The organism is Haloplanus sp. GCM10025708, from assembly GCF_042663985.1.
In the GTDB taxonomy this organism is placed as follows: Archaea; Halobacteriota; Halobacteria; order Halobacteriales; family Haloferacaceae; genus Salinirarus; species Salinirarus marinus.
Genome location: NZ_JBHSZA010000011.1, coordinates 1,706,945 through 1,725,526, shown reverse-complemented (window position 1 = coordinate 1,725,526; position 18,582 = coordinate 1,706,945). Strand labels below are relative to the sequence as shown.

At 66.8% G+C, this 18,582-nt stretch carries 20 protein-coding genes and 8 pseudogenes; 27 read left to right on the top strand and 1 reads right to left on the bottom strand.

What is annotated here, in order from left to right:
- The first annotated feature begins 176 nt into the window (after positions 1-176).
- From ACFQJD_RS12720 to ACFQJD_RS12590, 27 genes and pseudogenes are all read left to right on the top strand, one after another.
- A pseudogene (locus tag ACFQJD_RS12720) lies at positions 177-1,027 on the top strand (putative RNA uridine N3 methyltransferase).
- Positions 1,028-1,031: 4 nt separating this feature from the next.
- Positions 1,032-2,047 (top strand): annotated as a pseudogene (locus ACFQJD_RS12715) (50S ribosomal protein L3).
- A 3-nt stretch (positions 2,048-2,050) separates the two neighbouring features.
- Positions 2,051-2,793: pseudogene (gene rpl4p / locus ACFQJD_RS12710) on the top strand (50S ribosomal protein L4).
- A complete protein-coding gene (locus ACFQJD_RS12705) occupies positions 2,790-3,044 on the top strand; it encodes a 50S ribosomal protein L23 (protein WP_379798688.1) in 255 nt (84 codons plus the stop codon). The pseudogene rpl4p and the gene ACFQJD_RS12705 overlap by 4 nt, the downstream one beginning before the upstream one ends.
- Positions 3,045-3,047: 3 nt before the next feature.
- On the top strand, positions 3,048-3,770 hold the full coding sequence (locus ACFQJD_RS12700; RefSeq protein WP_379798686.1) for a 50S ribosomal protein L2: 723 nt from the start codon (positions 3,048-3,050) through the stop codon (positions 3,768-3,770).
- Positions 3,767-4,189, top strand: coding sequence for a 30S ribosomal protein S19 (locus ACFQJD_RS12695; RefSeq protein ID WP_379798684.1), 423 nt, complete (start codon positions 3,767-3,769; stop codon positions 4,187-4,189). The genes ACFQJD_RS12700 and ACFQJD_RS12695 overlap by 4 nt, the downstream gene beginning before the upstream one ends.
- Positions 4,190-4,192: 3 nt before the next feature.
- On the top strand, positions 4,193-4,654 hold the full coding sequence (locus ACFQJD_RS12690; RefSeq protein WP_379798682.1) for a 50S ribosomal protein L22: 462 nt from the start codon (positions 4,193-4,195) through the stop codon (positions 4,652-4,654).
- A complete protein-coding gene (locus ACFQJD_RS12685; protein WP_379798680.1) occupies positions 4,654-5,643 on the top strand; it encodes a 30S ribosomal protein S3 in 990 nt (329 codons plus the stop codon). The genes ACFQJD_RS12690 and ACFQJD_RS12685 overlap by 1 nt, the downstream gene beginning before the upstream one ends.
- A gap of 3 nt (positions 5,644-5,646) precedes the next feature.
- On the top strand, positions 5,647-5,853 hold the full coding sequence (rpmC, locus tag ACFQJD_RS12680) for a 50S ribosomal protein L29 (RefSeq protein WP_379798678.1): 207 nt from the start codon (positions 5,647-5,649) through the stop codon (positions 5,851-5,853).
- A complete protein-coding gene (locus tag ACFQJD_RS12675; protein ID WP_379798676.1) occupies positions 5,853-6,245 on the top strand; it encodes a ribonuclease P protein component 1 in 393 nt (130 codons plus the stop codon). Before rpmC ends, ACFQJD_RS12675 begins: the two co-directional genes overlap by 1 nt.
- Entirely contained in the window at positions 6,236-6,562 is a 327-nt protein-coding gene (locus ACFQJD_RS12670) for a 30S ribosomal protein S17 (protein ID WP_379798674.1), read from the top strand. Before ACFQJD_RS12675 ends, ACFQJD_RS12670 begins: the two co-directional genes overlap by 10 nt.
- The gene (locus ACFQJD_RS12665; protein WP_379798672.1) at positions 6,562-6,960 is read left to right on the top strand and encodes a 50S ribosomal protein L14; all 399 of its coding nucleotides are present in this window, start codon (positions 6,562-6,564) and stop codon (positions 6,958-6,960) included. Before ACFQJD_RS12670 ends, ACFQJD_RS12665 begins: the two co-directional genes overlap by 1 nt.
- On the top strand, positions 6,957-7,313 hold the full coding sequence (gene rplX / locus ACFQJD_RS12660) for a 50S ribosomal protein L24 (protein ID WP_379798670.1): 357 nt from the start codon (positions 6,957-6,959) through the stop codon (positions 7,311-7,313). The genes ACFQJD_RS12665 and rplX overlap by 4 nt, the downstream gene beginning before the upstream one ends.
- Positions 7,310-8,061, top strand: a pseudogene (locus tag ACFQJD_RS12655) (30S ribosomal protein S4e). Before rplX ends, ACFQJD_RS12655 begins: the two are co-directional and overlap by 4 nt.
- Positions 8,058-8,588 carry a 50S ribosomal protein L5 gene (locus ACFQJD_RS12650; protein ID WP_379798668.1) on the top strand — a complete coding sequence of 177 codons (531 nt, stop codon included), beginning with the start codon at positions 8,058-8,060 and terminating at the stop codon, positions 8,586-8,588. Before ACFQJD_RS12655 ends, ACFQJD_RS12650 begins: the two are co-directional and overlap by 4 nt.
- Positions 8,585-8,779 carry a 30S ribosomal protein S14 gene (locus ACFQJD_RS12645; RefSeq protein ID WP_379798666.1) on the top strand — a complete coding sequence of 65 codons (195 nt, stop codon included), beginning with the start codon at positions 8,585-8,587 and terminating at the stop codon, positions 8,777-8,779. Before ACFQJD_RS12650 ends, ACFQJD_RS12645 begins: the two co-directional genes overlap by 4 nt.
- A 2-nt stretch (positions 8,780-8,781) precedes the next feature.
- Positions 8,782-9,174 (top strand): 30S ribosomal protein S8, encoded by a 393-nt coding sequence (locus tag ACFQJD_RS12640; protein ID WP_379798664.1) that lies wholly within the window; start codon positions 8,782-8,784, stop codon positions 9,172-9,174.
- 2 nt (positions 9,175-9,176) lie between these two features.
- On the top strand, positions 9,177-9,713 hold the full coding sequence (locus tag ACFQJD_RS12635) for a 50S ribosomal protein L6 (RefSeq protein WP_379798663.1): 537 nt from the start codon (positions 9,177-9,179) through the stop codon (positions 9,711-9,713).
- Positions 9,714-10,418, top strand: a complete 705-nt coding sequence (locus ACFQJD_RS12630) for a 50S ribosomal protein L32e (RefSeq protein WP_379798661.1) — start codon at positions 9,714-9,716, stop codon at positions 10,416-10,418.
- Between the two features lie 65 nt (positions 10,419-10,483).
- Positions 10,484-10,872, top strand: a pseudogene (locus ACFQJD_RS12625) (50S ribosomal protein L19e).
- On the top strand, positions 10,872-11,426 hold the full coding sequence (locus ACFQJD_RS12620) for a 50S ribosomal protein L18 (RefSeq protein WP_379798659.1): 555 nt from the start codon (positions 10,872-10,874) through the stop codon (positions 11,424-11,426). Before ACFQJD_RS12625 ends, ACFQJD_RS12620 begins: the two are co-directional and overlap by 1 nt.
- Positions 11,423-12,079 (top strand): 30S ribosomal protein S5, encoded by a 657-nt coding sequence (locus ACFQJD_RS12615; RefSeq protein ID WP_379798656.1) that lies wholly within the window; start codon positions 11,423-11,425, stop codon positions 12,077-12,079. The genes ACFQJD_RS12620 and ACFQJD_RS12615 overlap by 4 nt, the downstream gene beginning before the upstream one ends.
- Positions 12,079-12,540: pseudogene (rpmD, locus tag ACFQJD_RS12610) on the top strand (50S ribosomal protein L30). The gene ACFQJD_RS12615 and the pseudogene rpmD overlap by 1 nt, the downstream one beginning before the upstream one ends.
- On the top strand, positions 12,537-13,019 hold the full coding sequence (locus ACFQJD_RS12605) for an uL15m family ribosomal protein (RefSeq protein ID WP_379798654.1): 483 nt from the start codon (positions 12,537-12,539) through the stop codon (positions 13,017-13,019). Before rpmD ends, ACFQJD_RS12605 begins: the two are co-directional and overlap by 4 nt.
- 112 nt (positions 13,020-13,131) lie before the next feature.
- Positions 13,132-14,488: pseudogene (gene secY / locus ACFQJD_RS12600) on the top strand (preprotein translocase subunit SecY).
- Positions 14,489-14,654: 166 nt separating this feature from the next.
- Positions 14,655-16,046 (top strand): sodium:solute symporter family transporter, encoded by a 1,392-nt coding sequence (locus ACFQJD_RS12595; protein ID WP_379798652.1) that lies wholly within the window; start codon positions 14,655-14,657, stop codon positions 16,044-16,046.
- A 216-nt stretch (positions 16,047-16,262) separates the two neighbouring features.
- Positions 16,263-16,841 (top strand): annotated as a pseudogene (locus ACFQJD_RS12590) (5-formyltetrahydrofolate cyclo-ligase); the annotation flags it as partial.
- Positions 16,842-16,885: 44 nt separating this feature from the next.
- On the opposite strand, the gene ACFQJD_RS12585 reads toward ACFQJD_RS12590, so the two are convergent.
- A complete protein-coding gene (locus ACFQJD_RS12585) occupies positions 16,886-18,514 on the bottom strand; it encodes a sodium-dependent transporter (RefSeq protein ID WP_379798650.1) in 1,629 nt (542 codons plus the stop codon).
- Positions 18,515-18,582 lie beyond the last annotated feature (68 nt).

Below are 18,582 nucleotides of genomic sequence, written 5' to 3'. Positions count from 1 at the left end.
TTCACCATGAAACCGCCCGCCAGCGTGGTACCGTCACCCACGAGAACCGCCGGCACGACCCCGCCGTCCGACGGTGTGTCAGGCTCTCGCAGTCGCTCGGATGATTCGCTACCCTTTTTACCGAGGGTTCGGTAGCATTGGCACAGTCTAGTGACGAGACGAGGAAGGGCCCCGGCATGACACTCAGCGTACTCGTGCCGTCTTCGCTCGTCCGGGAAGCCGAGGACAAACGCGAGGCGACTCGCAAACTCGGTTACGTCGCCCGCGCGGCGGCGGTGTTCCGGGCGGACAGGCTCGTCGTCTTCCGCGACGTGGAAGGCGAACGGCGCTGGGGAGGCGGGTTCGTCGAAACCGTGCTTCGGTACGCCGCGACGCCGCCCTACCTCCGAAAGGAGGTGTGGGGGACGCGGGACGAACTGGAGTACGTCGGTGTCCTGCCGCCCCTCCGCGTCTCGACACAGACCGGCTCCGGATCGAACGGTCCGGGGTCGTTAAGACAGGGAATCGTGACCGAGGTCGGACCTGACGGCCGCGTTCGGGTCAATTGCGGACTGCAACACCCGATCTCCCTCCTCCCCCTGACGGGGTGGAGCCAACCGAGGGAGAGCGCGTCGCCATCAGGATCTCTTCGCGAGAACCGGTCCGTGCGCGACTCGTCGACGAGCCCCTCCCGGGGTTCGCCGTCGACCGCGCGGACCTGCCGGAAGCGCTGTCCCGCCCCGACGCGGGCGTTCGCATCGCAACCTCCCGTTTCGGGGCGGCGCTCTCGGTCGGTCGATTGACCGATCTGGCGGGGCGTACCGTCGGCGACGTGACCGTCGCCTTCGGCGCGCCCGAACGTGGCCTTCCGGCCATCCTCGACGTGGCTGTCGAGGACGTCCCCGACGACTGGGACGAGACAGTCGAACCCTCGAACGATCCGGGGTTCGACCTCTGGCTGAATACGATTCCGCGACAGGGCAGCGAGGTGGTGCGAACCGAAGAAGCGATGTTCGCCTCCCTCGCGACCCTGACACTCACGGAGTAAATCCATGCCACAACCAAGCAGACCACGAAAAGGCTCGATGGGCTTCAGCCCGCGTAAGCGCGCGGAGAAGGAAGTCCCGCGCATCAAGTCGTGGCCCGACGACGACGGCGCACCCGCGCTACAGGGTTTTGCCGGCTACAAGGCCGGAATGACCCACGTCGTCATGGTCAACGACGAGTCGAACTCCCCCGCGAGGGGATGGAGGAGTCGGTTCCGGTGACCGTCGTCGAGACGCCACCGATGCGGGCCGTCGCGCTCCGAGCCTACGAACAGACGCCGTACGGCCAGAAGCCGCGCACAGAAGTCTGGACCGGCGAGTTCCACGAGGAACTCGACCGCGTGCTGGACCTGCCGGCGGAAGACACCTTCGAGGACGACGCCGCTGACCTGCGCGCCGCCGTCGAGGCGGGCGAGGTCGACGACCTGCGCGTCATCACGCACACGGTCCCGAGCGAACTGGCCAACGTCCCGAAGAAGAAACCCGACGTGATGGAGACCCGGGTCGGCGGCGGCTCCCTGCTGGAGCGCGCCGACTTCGCGCTCGAACTCGTCGGCGACGGTGGCGAGCACTCGATGTCCGACGTCTTCCGCGCGGGCGAGTATCTCGACGCCGCCGGCGTCACGAAAGGGAAAGGGACGCAGGGTCCCGTCAAGCGCTGGGGCGTCCAGAAACGCAAGGGCAAACACGCCCGGCAGGGCTGGCGTCGCCGCATCGGCAACCTCGGCCCGTGGAACCCCAGCCGCGTCCGCTCGACGGTCCCCCAGCAGGGCCAGACCGGCTACCACCAGCGGACCGAACTCAACAAACGACTCATCGACATCGGCGACGGCGACGACGCCACAGTCGAGGGCGGCTTCGTCAACTACGGCGAGGTCGATGGGCCGTACGCGCTGGTCAAGGGCTCGTTGCCGGGTCCCAACAAGCGCGTCCTGCGGTTCCGACCGGCCATCCGGCCGAAAGACCAACCGCGCCTCGATCCCGAGGTGCGTTTCGTCTCGACTGCATCGAATCAGGGCTAACTCATGCAAGCAACAGTACGAGACCTGAACGGCGAGGACGCGGGCACCGTAGACCTGCCCGAGGTCTTCGAGACGCCCTATCGGCCGGACCTCATCCGGCGGGCCGTCCTCGCCGCCCAGGCAAACCGAAAGCAGGCGTACGGTGCCGACCCCAACGCCGGGCTGCGAACCCCGGCCGAATCCTTCGGTAGCGGCCGCGGCATGGCCCACGTCCCCCGCGAGAACGGACGTGCCCGCCGCGTTCCGCAGGCCGTCAAAGGCCGTCGGGCTCACCCCCGAAAGCCGAGAAGGACCAGGGGAAGGGAATCAACGACAAGGAGCGCAAACTCGCCACGCGGTCGGCCATCGCGGCCACCGCCGACGCGGAGATCGTCGCCGAACGCGGTCACCGCTTCGACGACGACCTCGAACTCCCGCTGGTCGTCGCCGACGACTTCGAGGACCTCGTGAAGACACAGGACGTCGTCGACGTCCTCGAAGCGGTCGGCGTCGACGCCGACGTCGAACGCGCGGACGAGCGCACGGTCAGGGCCGGCCAGGGTAAGACCCGCGGTCGCAAGTACAAGCGCCCCAAGTCGATCCTCTTCGTGACGAGCGAGGAACCGTCGACGGCGGCCCGCAACCTCGCGGGTGCCGACGTCGCCACGGCCTCGGAAGTGAACGCCGAGGACCTCGCGCCCGGCACGCACGCGGGTCGACTCACGCTGTGGACCGAGAGCGCGCTCGCGGAGGTGGCCGAGCGATGAGTTCGGTCATCGAACATCCGCTCGTGACCGAGAAGGCGATGAACCAGATGGACTTCGACAACAAACTCCAGTTCGTCGTCTCGCTCGACGCGGAAAAGCCCGACGTCGCCGACGAGGTGTCCGAGCGCTACGACGTCACCGTCGAGGACGTCCACACGATGGTCACGGCGAAGGGGAAAAAGAAGGCCATCGTCACGCTCAGCGAAGCCGACGACGCACAGGAAGTCGCTTCCCGAATCGGGGTGTTCTAATCAATGGGACGTAGAATTCAGGGCCAACGTCGCGGTCGCGGATCGCCCACGTTCAGGGCACCGAGCCACCGCTACAAGGCCGAACTATCGCACAAGAAAGACGAGGAGAAAGACACGGTCTCGGGTACGGTCGTCGACATCGAACACGACCCCGCCCGGTCCGCACCGATCGCGGCCGTGCAGTTCGAGGACGGCGACCAGCGTCTCGTCCTCGCGCCCGAAGGCATCAGCGTCGGTGAGAACATCCAGGTCGGCGTCTCGGCGGAGATCAAGCCGGGGAACACGCTCCCCCTGGCCGAGATTCCGGAGGGGGTCCCGGTCTGTAACGTCGAACGCCAGCCGGGCGACGGCGGGAAGTTCGCCCGCGCGTCCGGGACGAGCGCGCAGTTGCTCACCCACGACCGCAAGGTCGCGGTCGTGAAACTGCCCAGCGGCGAAGTCAAGCGGCTCAGCCCGGACTGTCGGGCCACCATCGGCGTCGTCGCTGGCGGCGGTCGGACCGAGAAGCCGTTCGTCAAGGCCGGCAAGAAACACCACAAGATGAAGGCTCGCGGTATCAAGTGGCCCCGAGTACGGGGTGTGGCGATGAACGCGGTCGACCACCCGTTCGGCGGTGGCGGCCGTCAACACCCCGGCCAACCGAAGTCCGTCTCGCGGGACGCCCCGCCGGGACGCAAGGTCGGTGACATCGCCTCCAAGCGCACCGGACGAGGTGGCAACAAATGAGTTCAGAGTACCGAACCGGCCGCGAAGGTGAGTTCACCTACCGCGGTCACACGCTCGACGAGCTGCAGGAGATGGAGCTCGACGAAGTCGCGGAACTGCTTCCCGCGCGGATGCGGCGAACTATCGACCGGGGCCTGTCGGTCGAGCACCAGAAACTGCTCGACGACGCCCGCGAATCGACGGCCGAGGAGACGGCGAACGAGCCGCTTCGGACCCACCTCCGGGACATGCCAATCATCCCCGAGTTCGTGGGGCTGACCTTCGCCGTCTACAACGGTCAGGAGTTCGAACGCGTCGAGGTCGAACCCGAGATGATCGGCCACTACCTCGGCGAGTTCCAGTTGACCCGGACGTCGGTCGAGCACGGGCAGGCCGGCATCGGCGCGACCCGGTCTTCGAAGTTCGTGCCACTCAAATAACCCATGGGAATCAACTACAGCGTCGAGGCCGACCCGGAGACCACCGCCAAGGCGATGCTCCGCGACCGGCCCATCAGCATCAAGCACAGCAAGGCCATCGCCCGCCAGCTCAAAGGCATGACCGTCGACGACGCAGAGGAGTACCTCCAGGCAGTGATCGACGGCGAGCGGTCGGTGCCGTTCAAACAGCACAACTCCGGCGTCGGTCACCGGAGCGACATCGACGGCTGGGATGCCGGTCGCTACCCGGAGAAGGCCAGCGAGGACTTCCTCAAACTGCTGGAGAACGCCAAACACAACGCCGACGAGCAGGGCTTCGACGGCGAGTCGATGGAGATTCTTCACGTCGCCGCCCACAAGGTCGGCGAACGACAGGGGCGCAAGCCCCGCGCGTTCGGCAGTGCCGACCCGTGGAACACCACGCTCTGTGACGTCGAACTCGTCATCGAGGAGGTCGAGGCGTAATGGCTGACGAACACGAGTTCATCGAGAACGGCCTCCAGCGCTCGCAGATCGACGAGTTCTTCGCGGACGAACTCGGCCGCGCGGGCTACGGCGGCATGGACGTCGCCAAGACCCCGATGGGGACCCAGATCGTCCTCAAAGCCGAGAAGCCCGGGATGGTCATCGGCAAGGGCGGGAAGAACATCCGCAAGGTCACCCGGGAACTCGAGGAGCGATTCGACCTGGACGACCCGCAGATCGACGTTCAGGAGGTCGACGAACCCGACCTGAACGCTCGCATCGTCGCGGACCGCCTCGCCAACGCCCTCGAACGTGGCTGGTACTTCCGCAAGGCCGGCCACACGACCATCGACCGCATCATGGAATCCGGCGCGCTCGGTGCCGAGATCGTCCTCAGCGGGAAGGTCACGGGCGCACGCTCGCGCATCGAGAAGTTCAACCGCGGCTACATCAAGCACAACGGCGAACCCGCCGAGGAGATCGTCGACGAGGGACAGGCGACGGCCGTGATGAAACTCGGCACCATCGGCGTGACGGTGAAGATCATCCCGCCGGGAGCCGAACTCCCCGACGACTTCACGGTCGCCGAGGACGCGGACGTCGAGGCCGTCGAACAGGCCGAAACCGGCGGTGGCGTCGAGGAACTCCTCGAGGAAGAGCCCGAGGAGATTCCGGACGTCGGCGAAGGCGAGGAAGTCGAAGTCCCGACCGAGGGCCCCGAAGACGTCATCGACGAGGAGATCGACGAAGAAGTCGTCGAGGAAGTCGTCGAAGAGACGAGCGCCCAGGTCGACACGACCGACGACGAGAGCGGTCCGACCGACGTGTCCCCCGAGGAACCGGTCGCGACGGCGACGCCCGAGGAGGGCATCGAGGACGTCGAGGAACTCGACGAGGACATTGAGGAAGAAGCCGCGGACCTCGTCGAGGAGATGGAAGAGGAAGCCGAACCCGGAATCGACGTCGACGAAGAGGAGACGGAGGAGTAACCGATGGCGATACTCTACCCCGCGGAGATCCGTGACATGACGCCCGCCGAACGCGAGGCCGAACTCGAGGAACTCGAAACGGAGTTGCTCAACGCGAAGGCCGTACAGGCGGCGGGTGGCGCGCCGGAGAACCCCGGCCGCGTCAGCGAACTCAAGCGCACGATCGCACGCGTCAAGACGATCCAGCGCGAAGAAGGCGACATCGAATAATGCCCCTGACACCCGAGACCCTCACGCGACACGAACTCGTCGGCCTGCACGCGCGGGTCGCCGACGCGACCAACCCCGACCTCATCGGGGTGAGCGGCCGCGTCGTCAGCGAGACGGAGCGGACGCTGTCGCTCGACGACGGCTCTCGGGTGCGACAGGTGCCGAAACGAGGGGCAACCCTCGAATTCCGACTCGACGCGCCCACAGATGAAGCCGCCGGAGCCGGGAAGGCTCCGGGGACTCCGTCCGAACTCCCGTCGGAAACTCCCGGCGTTCGCGCCGGGCAGTCTGGCGGTTGCGAGGGCGAAGCCTACGTTACGGTGGATGGCGCACGACTGCTCTCACGACCCGCCTTGCGAACCGAGAAGGCAGGTGACTCTACATGGCGATAGGACTGAACGTAACGGAACCGGAGGAAGCCTGTTCCGACCAGAACTGTCCGTTCCACGGAAGTCTCTCCGTGCGCGGCCAGCTGCTGGAAGGCACAGTAGCCTCCACAGATATGGCGAAAACGGTCGTCGTCGAGCGCGAGTACGACGTACGCGTGCCCAAGTACGACCGTTTCATGAAACGACGAAGCCGGATTTCGGCCCACGCACCCCCGTGCCTGGGTCTGGAGGAAGGAGACACGGTCCGCGTCGCGGAGACGCGGCCGCTGTCGAAGACCAAATCGCACGTGGTAGTCGAGATCGTCGGAGGTGACGAGTGATGGAGGCGCTGAAGGCCGACGTCACGCGTGGCCTCGCGAAAGGCTCGCTCGTCACGTGCGCGGACAACACCGGGGCCCGGGAGCTGAAAATCATCAGCGTCTCGGGCTACTCGGGGACGAAGAACCGACACCCCAAAGCGGGAATCGGCGACAAAGTGACCGTCTCGGTCACGAAAGGCACACCGGAGATGCGCCGCCAGGTACTGGAGGCCGTCGTCGTCCGGCAGCGCAAGCCGATTCGTCGGCCCGGCGGAACGCGCGTCAAGTTCGAGGACAACGCAGCCGTCATCATCGACGACCTGCAGGAGCCTCGCGGGACCGAGATCAAGGGTCCCGTCGCGCGTGAAGTCGCCGAACGCTTCGGGAGCATCGCGAGCACGGCTACGATGATCGTATGACTCGACAGCCACGCAAACAGCGAAATCAGCGGGACAACGCGCCCCTGCACGAACGGCAAAAGTTCGTTCGCGCCACGTTCGCGGACGATCTCCGCGAGGAGTACGACCAGCGAAACGTCCGCGTCAACGCGGGCGACACGGTCGAAGTGCTGCGCGGCGACTTCGCCGGCACGGAAGGCGAAGTGCTCGAAGTGGACCTCAAAGACGAGGTGCTCCACGTCGAGGACGTCACCGTCGAGAAGGCAGACGGCGAGGAGGTGCCGCGTCCACTCGACGCGAGCAACGTCCGCGTCGTCGAACTCGACCTCGAAGACGACCGCCGGCAGGAGAGATTGGAGGCGGATAACGAATGACGCGACATCAGAAACGACTCTCAGTACCGAAATCCTGGCCGGTCGAGCGCAAGACCGCCACGTTCACGGTCAAGGCCGGTGCCGGCCCGCACGGCGAGGCGGGGTTCCCCTGCTCGTCGTCCTGCGGGACGTCCTCGGCCACGTGGACTCGAAGAAGGAGGCGCGCTACGCCCTCAATCAGGGCACCGTCCTGATCAACGGCGACGCCGCCAGCGACGAACGCCGGCCCATCGGGATGTTCGACATCCTCGCCTTCACCGAACGCGAGGAGTACTACCGCGTCTTCCCGGACGAGGGCGGTCGGCTCGCTCTGACGCCCATCGACGCGGCGGCGGCGGACAGCCGCCTCGGCAAGGTCGTCGGCAAACAGCAGGTCTCGGGCGACGCGTTCCAGTTGACGCTCCACGACGGCGCGACCCTTCGCGTCGGCGCGGACGCCGACTACACGCCCGGCGACTCGCTCGTCGTCGACAACGAGACCAAGGAGATCGTCGCGCACTTCCCCTACGAGGAAGGCGCGCTGGTGACGGCCGTCGCCGGCACGCACGCCGGCGAGATCGGGACGATCGAGGAGATCACCGTCACGCCGGGTAGCGGCGACAACGCCGTGACCGTCTCCCAGGACGAGGGCGACGGCTTCGAGACCATCGAAGAGTACGTCGTCGTCATCGACGAGAACTTCACGGGAGGTGCCGACGACGAGTCGGCAGCACGTCGGACCGAGTCCGACGGAGGTGACGAGGCATGAGCGAGAGCGAAGCCGACTCCGACTTCCACGAGATGCGCGAACCGAGCATCGACAAAGTCGTCGTCCACATGGGCGTCGGCGAGGGCGGGCGCGAACTCGCGGACGCCGAGGACATCCTCGAAAGCGTCACGGGCCAGCAGAGCGTCCGCACGTCGGCGAAACGAACCATCGCGGAGTTCGGCATCCGCCAGGGCGACCCCATCGGTGCGAAAGTCACCTTGCGCGGCGACGACGCCCGCGAGTTCCTCGAGACGGCGCTGACGATCGTGGACCTCTCCCGATCGCAGTTCGACGACACCGGGAACTTCAGTTTCGGCGTCACCGAACACACGGAGTTCCCGAGTCAGGAGTACGATCCGAACGTCGGTATCTACGGACTGGACGTGACGGTGAATCTCGTCCGGCCCGGATACCGAGTGACCAAGCGCGAGAAGGCTTCCAGGGCAATTCCGGCCCGTCACCGGTTGTCCGTCGACGACGCCGTCCGATTCCTCGAGGCCAACTTCGACGTGGAGGTGAACGAATGAGCGAAAGCGAGAGCGAAAGTGAAAGCGAGAGCGACGTGACGGGAGAGCACGCCACGCGCCGGACCGACGAGCGCCATCAGTGCCGCCGGTGTGGTCGCGAACAGGGGCTCGTCGGCAAGTACGACATCTTCCTCTGTCGGCAGTGCTTCCGCGAAGTCGCCCGCGAGATGGGATTCAAGAAGTATCGATAACTATGGCAGGCAACGATCCACTGGTGGACGCGCTCTCCGGGTTGAACAACTCAGAGAGCGTCGGCCACCTGTCGCATACGGTACAGCCCGCCTCGAACATCATCGGCTCCGTCCTCGAAGTCTTCTACGACCGCGGATACGTCGACGGCTTCGAGTTCGTCGAAGACGGCAAGGCCGGAAAGTTCGAGGTCGAACTGAAAGGCGCGATCAACGAGTGTGGCGCGGTCAAGCCCCGCTACTCGGCGGGCGCAGACGAGTTCGAGAAATGGGAGAAGCGGATGCTCCCCGCCCGCGACTACGGGGCGCTCATCGTCACGACCAGCCACGGCGTCATGAGCCACTACGAGGCCCGCGAACAGGGCATCGGTGGCCAGGTCATCGCGTACGTCTACTAACAATGAACCGAGTAGAAATCGACATACCGGACGACGTCACAGCCGAGGTCGACCACCTCGAACTCACCGTATCCGGGCCGAACGGGAGCGTCACGCGACGCCTCTGGTACCCGGACGTCGCGGTGAGCGTGGAGGACGACAGCGTGGTCATCGAGGCCGACGCCGAGGACGCGAAGACGAACGCGACCGTCGGCACCTTCGAGAGCCACGTCGAGAACATGATCTACGGCGTCACCGAGGGCTGGGAGTACAAGATGGAAGTCTTCTACGCCCACTTCCCGATGCAGGTCGACGTGCAGGGTGACGAAGTGGTCATCGAGAACTTCCTCGGCGAGAAAGCGCCGCGACGCGCGGACGTTCGCGGCGACACCGAAGTACAGGTCGACGGCGAGGAACTGACCCTCTCGGGCCCCGACAAGGAGGCCGTCGGTCAGACCGCCGCCGACATCGAACAACTGACGCGCGTCAAGGACAAGGACACCCGCGTCTTCCAGGACGGCGTCTACATCACCGAGAAACCGCAAGCAGGTGGTGCCTAAATGAGCGACGAAGAACCGCAAGAACTCGAAGACATCGGCGGCGTCGGTCCCTCGAAGGCCGAAGCGCTCCGCGATGCGGGCTACGAGACGGTCGAGGACCTCCAGGCGTCGAGCCAGTCCGAACTGGCAGACGTCGAGGGAATCGGCAACGCGCTCGCGGCCCGGATCAAAGCGGAGGTCGGCGGCCTCGAAGTCACCGAGGAGACCGAAGCCGAAATCGAAGAAGAAGAGCCGGAAGAAGCGGCGGAGGAAGCGGAAGTGGAGACGGAACTCCGCCCCCGCGGCCACGCCGACAAGACGCCGGAGCTGGACGAGGAGACCGCCCGCGCGCTGGCGCAGAAACACCGCGAGGGCAAACCCCAGTTCAACCGGCAGGACTACCACAAGAAAAAGCGGACGCCCACCTCGTGGCGCAAGCCACGGGGCAACCTCTCGAAGCAGCGCCGCGGCATCAAGGGGAAAGGCGACACGGTCGAGGCGGGCTTTCGCTCGCCGACGGCCGCCCGTGGCCTGCACCCGAGCGGCTTCGAGGAAGTCCGCGTCCACAACGTCGACGACCTCGACGGCGTCGACGGCGACCGGCAGGCCGTTCGCATCGCCAGCAAGGTCGGCGCTCGCAAACGCGAGCGTATCGAAGAGGTCGCCGAGGAACGCGAGATTCGCGTCCTCAACCCGACCTACGTCGAAGTGGAGGTCGAACAATGACTGACCTCGGAGCACAGAAACGACTCGCCGCCGACGTCCTCGACGTCGGCGAAGACCGCGTCTGGATGGACCCGGACGCACAGGCAGAGATCGCCGAGGCGATCACCCGCGAGGACATCCGCGACCTCGTCCAATCCGGACAGATCCGGGCCGAGGACGCCAAGGGGAACTCGCGTGGCCGTGCCCGCGAACGCGACGCGAAGCGTTCGTACGGCCACCAGAAGGAGCCGGCACCCGCCGCGGGAAGGCCGGCGCTCGGCAGAACGAAAAAGACGACTGGGCGAGCCGAATCCGCGCCCAGCGGCGTCGTCTGCGCGAACTCCGCGACGACGGCCCGCTCGACCGCTCGCAGTACCGCGAGCTTTACAACAAAGCCAGCGGTGGCGAGTTCGACAGCGTGGCTCGGCTCGAAGCGTTCATCGAAAACCAATACGGAATCGAGGTGACTGATTAATGGCAACTGGACCACGGTACAAGGTCCCGATGCGTCGACGCCGCGAAGTCCGGACTGACTACCATCAGCGGTTGCGCCTGTTGAAATCCGACAAACCACGCCTCGTTGCTCGCACGAGCAACAAACACGTCAGGGCGCAGCTGGTGACCCCCGGACCGGAAGGCGACGAGACCCACGCGGCGGCGTCCAGCGAGGACCTGTCGGCGTACGGCTGGGAGGCCCCGACGGGCAATCTCCCGAGTGCGTACCTGACGGGCTATCTCGCTGGCGTCCGCGCGGTGGAGGCTGGCCTCGAAGAGGCCGTCCTCGACGTCGGTCTCAACACGGCGACGCCCGGGAACAAGGTATTCGCAGTACAGGAAGGTGCAATCGACGCAGGGCTCGAAATCCCCCACAGCGAGAGCGTGCTCGCGGACTGGTCGCGCAACCGCGGCGAACACATCGCCGACTACGCCGAGCAGCTCGACGAACCGCTCTACAGCGGGGCGTTCGACGCCACGGATCTGCCCGAGCACTTCGACGACGTGCTCGCGCGACTTCAGGAGGACGCATGAGCAGCAACGACTACAACGACGGCTGGGAACCGCGAACGCGGCTCGGCCGCAAGGTACAGGACGGCGACGTGACGTCGATGCGGCAGGCCCTCGATTCGGGCCTCCCGCTGAAGGAGGCCGAAATCGTCGACCAGCTCCTCCCCGGACTGGACGACGAAGTGCTCGACATCAACATGGTCCAGCGGATGACCGACTCCGGCCGCCGGGTGAAGTTCCGGTGTGTCGTGGCCGTCGGCAACCGCGACGGCTACCTCGGCTACGCCGAGGGCCGCGACGACCAGGTCGGCGGGGCCATCCAGAAGGCGATCGACGTGGCGAAACTGAACATCATCGAGGTCGACCGCGGCTCCGGTTCCTGGGAGGACCGCGCCGGCGGCGTCAACTCCCTCTCCCGCAAGGCCGAGGGGAAAGCCGGCAGCGTCACCGTGGAGATCATCCCGGCACCGCAGGGCCTCGGCCTCGCGGCCGCCGAGACGGTGCGCAACATCCTCGAACTCGCGGGCGTCCAGGACGCCTGGACGAAGAGCAACGGTAACACCCGGACGACGGTGAACCTCGCGAAGGCGACGTACAACGCGCTGAAAAACGCCTCGCAGTCGCGGACGCCGCGACGCGCGCGCGAGAAGCAGCGCGAAGGCGAGGTGTCCGACTGATGCAGGCTATCGTCCAGGTCCGCGGCGAGGTGAACATGAGCGGCGACGTGCGCGACACGCTGGAGATGCTCAATCTCCACTCCGTCAACCACTGCGCGTTCGTCCCCGAGACGGACACCTACCGCGGCATGATCACGAAGGTGAACGACTACGTCGCCCACGGCGAGCCGTCGACGGACGTCGTGGAGACGCTCGTCCGTCGCCGCGCCGAACCCTCGAGGGCGAGGCCGACGTCGACGACGAGTGGGTCGCCGAGCACACCGACTACGACGACGTCGAGTCGCTCGTGGCGGCGCTGGCCGACGAGGAGACGACGCTCCGCGAGCAGGGCATTTCCCCTGCCGTCCGGCTGCATCCCCCGTGGCGGTCACGACGGACTCAAACAGCCGGCCAAGGAGTCCGGTCAACTCGGCAAGCACTCGACCGACCAGATCGACGCGCTGCTGGAGGCAATGCGATGACGAGCAAGAAACGACGACAGCGCGGTTCCCGCACGCACGGCGGCGGCACGCACAAGAACCGGCGCGGTGCCGGACACCGTGGCGGCCGTGGTCGCGCGGGCCGCGACAAACACGAGTTCCACAACTACGAACCGCTCGGCAAGAAGGGATTCAAGCGCCCCGAGTCCGCCCAGGACGAGGTGCTGGAAGTGACCGTCCAGACGCTCGACGAGGACGCCGCGCTGCTCGCGGCCGACGGCCTCGCCGAACGGACGGACGGCGCGTACCAGATCGACGCCCGCGACGTCGTCGAGGACGGCTACGACGTCGACGTGGTGAAGGTGCTCGGCGACGGACAGGTCCGTCAGGAACTGCACGTCGTCGCCGACGCGTTCTCCGACACCGCGATCGAGAAACTCGAAACCGCCGGCGGTAGCGCCGACCTCTCGGATCGCGCCGTCGAGACGGACGAAACCGAACCGGACGACGCCGAGGAGTAACCCATGGGATGGAAGGAGGCCGCCGAACCGGTGCTGACGCGGATGCCCACGGTCGCTCAACCGGAGGGCACGTCCCCTTCAAGCGAAAGCTGGGTGGACCGCCGGCATCCTCGTGTTGTATTTCTTCCTGACGAACGTGCAGCTGTTCGGTCTCGACACCGCGGCCGCGAACGACCTGTTCGGTCGGTTCCGGTCGATTCTCGCCGGGTCGCAGGGTTCGATCCTCCAGCTGGGGATCGGGCCCATCGTCACGGCGAGCATCGTGCTGCAGTTGCTCGGCGGAGCCGATCTGCTCGGCCTCGATACGGACGACCCCCGGGATCAGGTGCTCTATCAGGGCCTCCAGAAACTGCTGGTGGTCGTGATGATCTGTCTGACCGGGCTTCCGATGGTGTTCGCCGGCAACTTCCTGCCCGTGGACCCCGCCGTCGGGCAGGCGCTCGGCGTCGGTGACTTCGGCGTGAAGTCACTCCTCTTCGCGCAGATCGCCGTCGGTGGCATCCTCATCCTGTTCATGGACGAGATCGTGAGCAAGTGGGGCGTCGGCTCCGGCGTCGGGCTGTTCATCATCGCCGGCGTGAGCCAGCAGCTCGTCGGCGGGCTGTTTAGCTGGCAAGGCCTCGGCGGCGCGGCCGGGTTCTTCCCGACGTGGTTCGCCATCCTCACCGGCCAGCAGTCCATCTCCTCGCCGCTGACGGCGGAGGGTCTCCAGGCGCTGTTCATCGGACAGGGCCAGTTGCTCCCGCTGTTGACGACGGTGTTCATCTTCGGCATCGTCGTCTACGCCGAGAGCGTGCGCGTCGAGATTCCCCTCACACGCTCGCGTGAAGGGCGCTCGCGGACGCTTCCCCGTGAAGCTCATCTACGCCAGCGTCCTGCCCATGATCCTCGTGCGCGCGCTCCAGGCGAACATCCAGTTCGCCGGGCGCATCCTCCAGAGCACGTGGTCCGAGATGCCCGCGTGGCTCGGCCAGTACAGCGACGGCCAACCCATCGGGGGGCTGTTCTACTACATGGCCCCGATCCAGAGCCCACAGCAGTGGATGTGGTGGACTGCCGGGACGGCTGCCGAACCGTGGCAGGTCCTCATCCGCATCGCCATCGACCTGACGTTCATGATCATCGGCGGTGCGATCTTCGCCATCTTCTGGGTCGAGACGACGGGGATGGGCCCCGAGTCGACGGCCCAGCAGATCCAGAACTCCGGAATGCAGATTCCGGGGTTCCGCCGCAATCCGCAGGTCATCGAGAAGGTCATGGAGCGATACATCCCGCAAGTGACCGTCATCGGCGGCGCGCTGGTCGGCCTGCTGGCCGTCCTCGCTAACATGCTCGGTACCATCGGCGGCGTCTCCGGTACCGGCCTGCTCCTCACTGTGAGCATCACCTACAAGCTCTACGAGGAGATCGCCGAGGAACAGATGATGGAGATGCATCCGATGATGCGCCAGATGTTCGGCTCGGACTGACGTCGTCGGCCCCGAGTCGCGTACCCGGTTCTCCAACTCCCGACGGACGGTCGAACGCCTCTCGATCGACGTAGTTTCGTGCAGTTTTTGCTCCGACACTGACGTTCATACCCGACGGACCGAATTCACCGACTGAATGGCTACACTCACGCTTACGGTCGGTGTAATGGTTCTCACTCTCGGCGCGTTTCTCGTCGTCGGCGTCTACTACGGGCGGCGGAACCTCGGTGGGGTCGAAGACTTCCTCGCGGCGCGGGGGTCGACCGGCGTCTCGCTGGGGCTCGCGACGTTCATCGCGTACGCCGCGGGGTCCGGATTGCTGTTCAGCCCGCCCGAATCCGGCGCGCGACTCGGGATCGCGGCGGTCATCGGCTACGGCGTCGCCATCGCGACGCCGTTCGCCCTGTATCTGACCGTCGCGCCGAAGATCCGCGAACGAATGCCCCAGGGACACACCGTCGTCGAATACGCCCGGGCGCGCTACGGCAAGCCGATGTACCTGCTCACGCTGTTCGTCGCCCTCTTCTACATGTTCATCCTGATGACGGCGAATCTCACCGGCGTGGCGGTGGCGATTCGGGCCATCGCGGGCGTCCCGCTGGTCGTGACGCTCGCCCTCGTCGGCGGCGTGGTGATGATCTACACGATCCAGGGCGGATTGCTATCCAGCATCTTCACCGACCTCGTGCAGACGATTTTGCTCGTTCCCCTGCTCGTCGGGACGGCGCTCGTCGCCGTGTTTCGGCTGGGTGGCCCCGCGGAACTTTTCACCCGGATGCAGGCGACGAACCCGGTGAGCGTCAGTCTCACCAACCCCGCCGGCGTCCGGTTCGCGGTCTACATCGTCATCGCGCTCGTCGGCGCGGAGATGCTCAATCAGTCGCTCTGGCAGCGCGCACACGCCGCTCGCGACACGCGGTCGTTGCGCCTCTCGCTGGTCGGGGCTGCCGTCGCCGTGGTGCCGATGACGATCCTCGCCGGCCTGTACGGCGTCATCGCCAGCGGCCTCGGCATGGAGTTCGCCTCCCCGTCGGCGGCGTTGCCGACGGTCGTCCAGGCGACGTTCGGAACCGGACTGCAGCTGGCGTTCGTCGTCCTCATCCTGCTGGTCATCGCGAGCACGCTCGACAACGCCCTGTCCGCAATCGTGAGCATCCTCGCGGTGGACGTCGTCCCGCTGTTCGACGCAGACCAGAGCGGGTCGGAACTCCTTCGCACCTCCCGGATCCTCACGTTCGTCATCGCCGTCGTCGGCGTCGCCATCGCGTCGACCGGACCGAGCGTGCTGTTCCTGTTGCTGCGGGCCGACCTCCTCGCGTCCGCGACGGTCGGTCCGATTCTCATCGGGTTGTACACCCGTCGCCTCGGCGGGACGGCCGCGTTCAGCGCGGCCGTCCTCGGCATCGCTGCGGGCGTCCCGTGGTTCCTCGCGGGGAACTACCTGTACTCGTTCGCCGGCGCGCTGCTCGTGAGCAACGCCGTCGCCGTCGGCTGGCTGCTCGCCCGCCCCGCCGACTTCTCGTTCGACGAACTGCGCGAACTGGAGAGCCTCGAATGACGCCGACCCACGAAGCCGGAACCCACCACACCATGACCCGCACGCGCTCGACGCGACGAACGGCTACCGATCGACGACCGACTTCCGACGCCACGGAGGGCCGTCGATGAACGCGCTCGCGTTCACGATGCTGTTCGCGGGCTGTGTCGTCGTTTCGACGCTCGCCTGGCTGTATCTCGTGGGAGTTACGGTCCGCGAGTTCGGAACGTATCTCACATGACGGAAGACACGCCGTCGGTCAGAGACGACGTCCGCGAGCGAGTCTGGTCGCAACTCCGCGACGTCGCGCGCCCGGATTCGCGGTTCGCCTGGGACTTCGGCGAGTTCATCGCCGACTACGAGGGGAGCGACGAGGGTGCCGAGCGACTCGTCGAACTCGCCGAGGAACGCGGCTGTGAGACGTGGCTCGTCACGCCCGACAACAACCTCGACCCGCTCCGGGAACGGCTCGTCGAGCGGTCGACGCCGTTTCTCATGCCGACCTACGGCATTCGTCGCGGCTTCCTCTCGCTGGACCCCGCGGACGTCCCCGCGGGAGCGGCGGCCTTCGCCGCCGTCCTCGACGGCATGAACCGGTTCGCCGACCGCGTGCCGATCGAGGCACTCGAAGCCGACCACCCGACGCTCGACGTCATGGTCACCGGCGCGAGTTTCGTCACGCCGGACGGCCTGCGCATGGGCAAAGGCCACGGCTACTTCGACTTGGAGTGGGCGATGCTGCGACAGATCGGCCTCGTGAGCGAGGAGACCGTCGTCGTCGCCGCCGTCCACGACGTTCAACTGCTCTCCGAGGAACGGGTGTCGGACGGGATGGTCGCCGACCACGACACCGTCGTCGACTACGTGGTCACGCCGACCCGGACGGTTCGCGTCGACGGGGACCGACAGAAGCCGTCGGGCATCCACTGGAATCTCCTCACGGAGGCGGAGATTCGCTCTATCCCGCCGCTGGAGACGATCTGGCAACGGGCCGGCGAGCCGCCGACGAAGGACGCCTGATCGGCCGCGCCTCGGCGACCGATCGAACGAACGGGGAGCGCCGACGAACGGTCACCGTCGCCGACGCCGCGGCGGGTCGGGGAGTCGGTCACGGACGGCCCACCCGAGCGCCGCGAACCCGAGCAGGACGACGGCGGCCACGAGCACTCCGGTCGGGCCGCTTCCCGCGCGATCGACGACGAGTCGCCAGGCGGGGCGGGCGACGCCGCCCGCCTTGGCGGCGGTGACGACGCCCAGCACGGCGGGGGTGAGATAGCGGACGAGCGGATAGAGCGCCCCGAGTTCCTCGCGGACGGCGTCGACGTCGGCGACCCACACGAAGGCGACCACCAGGAGGAGCGCGGAGATCGGGAGCGCGAACGTCCCGACGGATTCGTCGACGACGTCGAGAACGGGGCGGCCGGCGACGGCGAGGTGGAGGGGCTGTAGCTGAGCGCCGACGGCACGCCGGCGACGAACACGCCGACCGTCAGTGCGAGCGTCGCGCGGGGACGCGAGAGGCGTGTCGTGTTCGTCGCCGCGGCGACGCCGACTTCGAGCAGCGACACCGCAGAGGAGAGGGCGGCGAAAAATAGCAGGCCGAAGAAGGCGACGGCGACGACGCGGCCGAACGGCATCGTCGCGAACGCGGTCGGGAGGGTAGTGAAGGCGAGTTCCGTCCCGAGGGTCGGCTGGAGGCCGAAGCTGAAGACGATGGGGAAGATGACGAGGCCGGCGACGACGGCCGCACCGACGTCGGCGACGGTGATCAGCAGCGACGACGCGAGCAGGTCCGTCTCCTCGTCGACGTAACTCCCGTAGGTGAGCATGATGCCCTGGCCGACCGAGAGCGAGAAGAAGACCTGTCCGAAGGCGGCGCTCCAGAGACCGAGGTCGCCGAGGACGGCGAACCGCGGCGTGAACAGGAAGGCGACTGCGCGGTCCCAGGCCGGCAGCGTCATCGCGTAGACGGCGAGGGCGACGAGGACGACGAACACCGTCGGCATCACGACGTTCGCCATGCGCTCGATGCCGTCCCGGACGCCGAGGGAGACGACGCCGGCCGTCAGCGCCGTCGCGACGACGAAGTAGCCGACGGGGAGCCAGCCCGCCGTGAACGCCGCGAACGTCGTCGCCGATCCGGCGAGCCACGAGATCAGGAACCCGAGTACCCACCCCGTGAGGACGAGGTAGTAGCTCAACACGAGGAGGACGCCCCCGGCGACGAGCCAGCCGAACGCGGTGTAGGCGGGGTCGACCGATCGGAACGCGGAGACGACGTCGGTTCGGAACCGACGGCCGATCGCGAGTTCGAGGACGAGCAGCGGGACGGCACAGACGGCCGCCGCCAGGAGGTAGGGGACGAGATACGCCCCGCCGCCGTTCGTCCCGACGACGGCCGAGAACCGCCAGATGTTGCCGAGACCGACGGCGGCACCCACCGTCGCGAGCAGGAATCCGAGCCGTGACGACCACCGTTCCGTAGCCATGCGCGTCCCTGCGTCCGTACGGGGCTTAAATGGATCTCCCGCGCACTTACCCCCGGTCGTTTTGACGC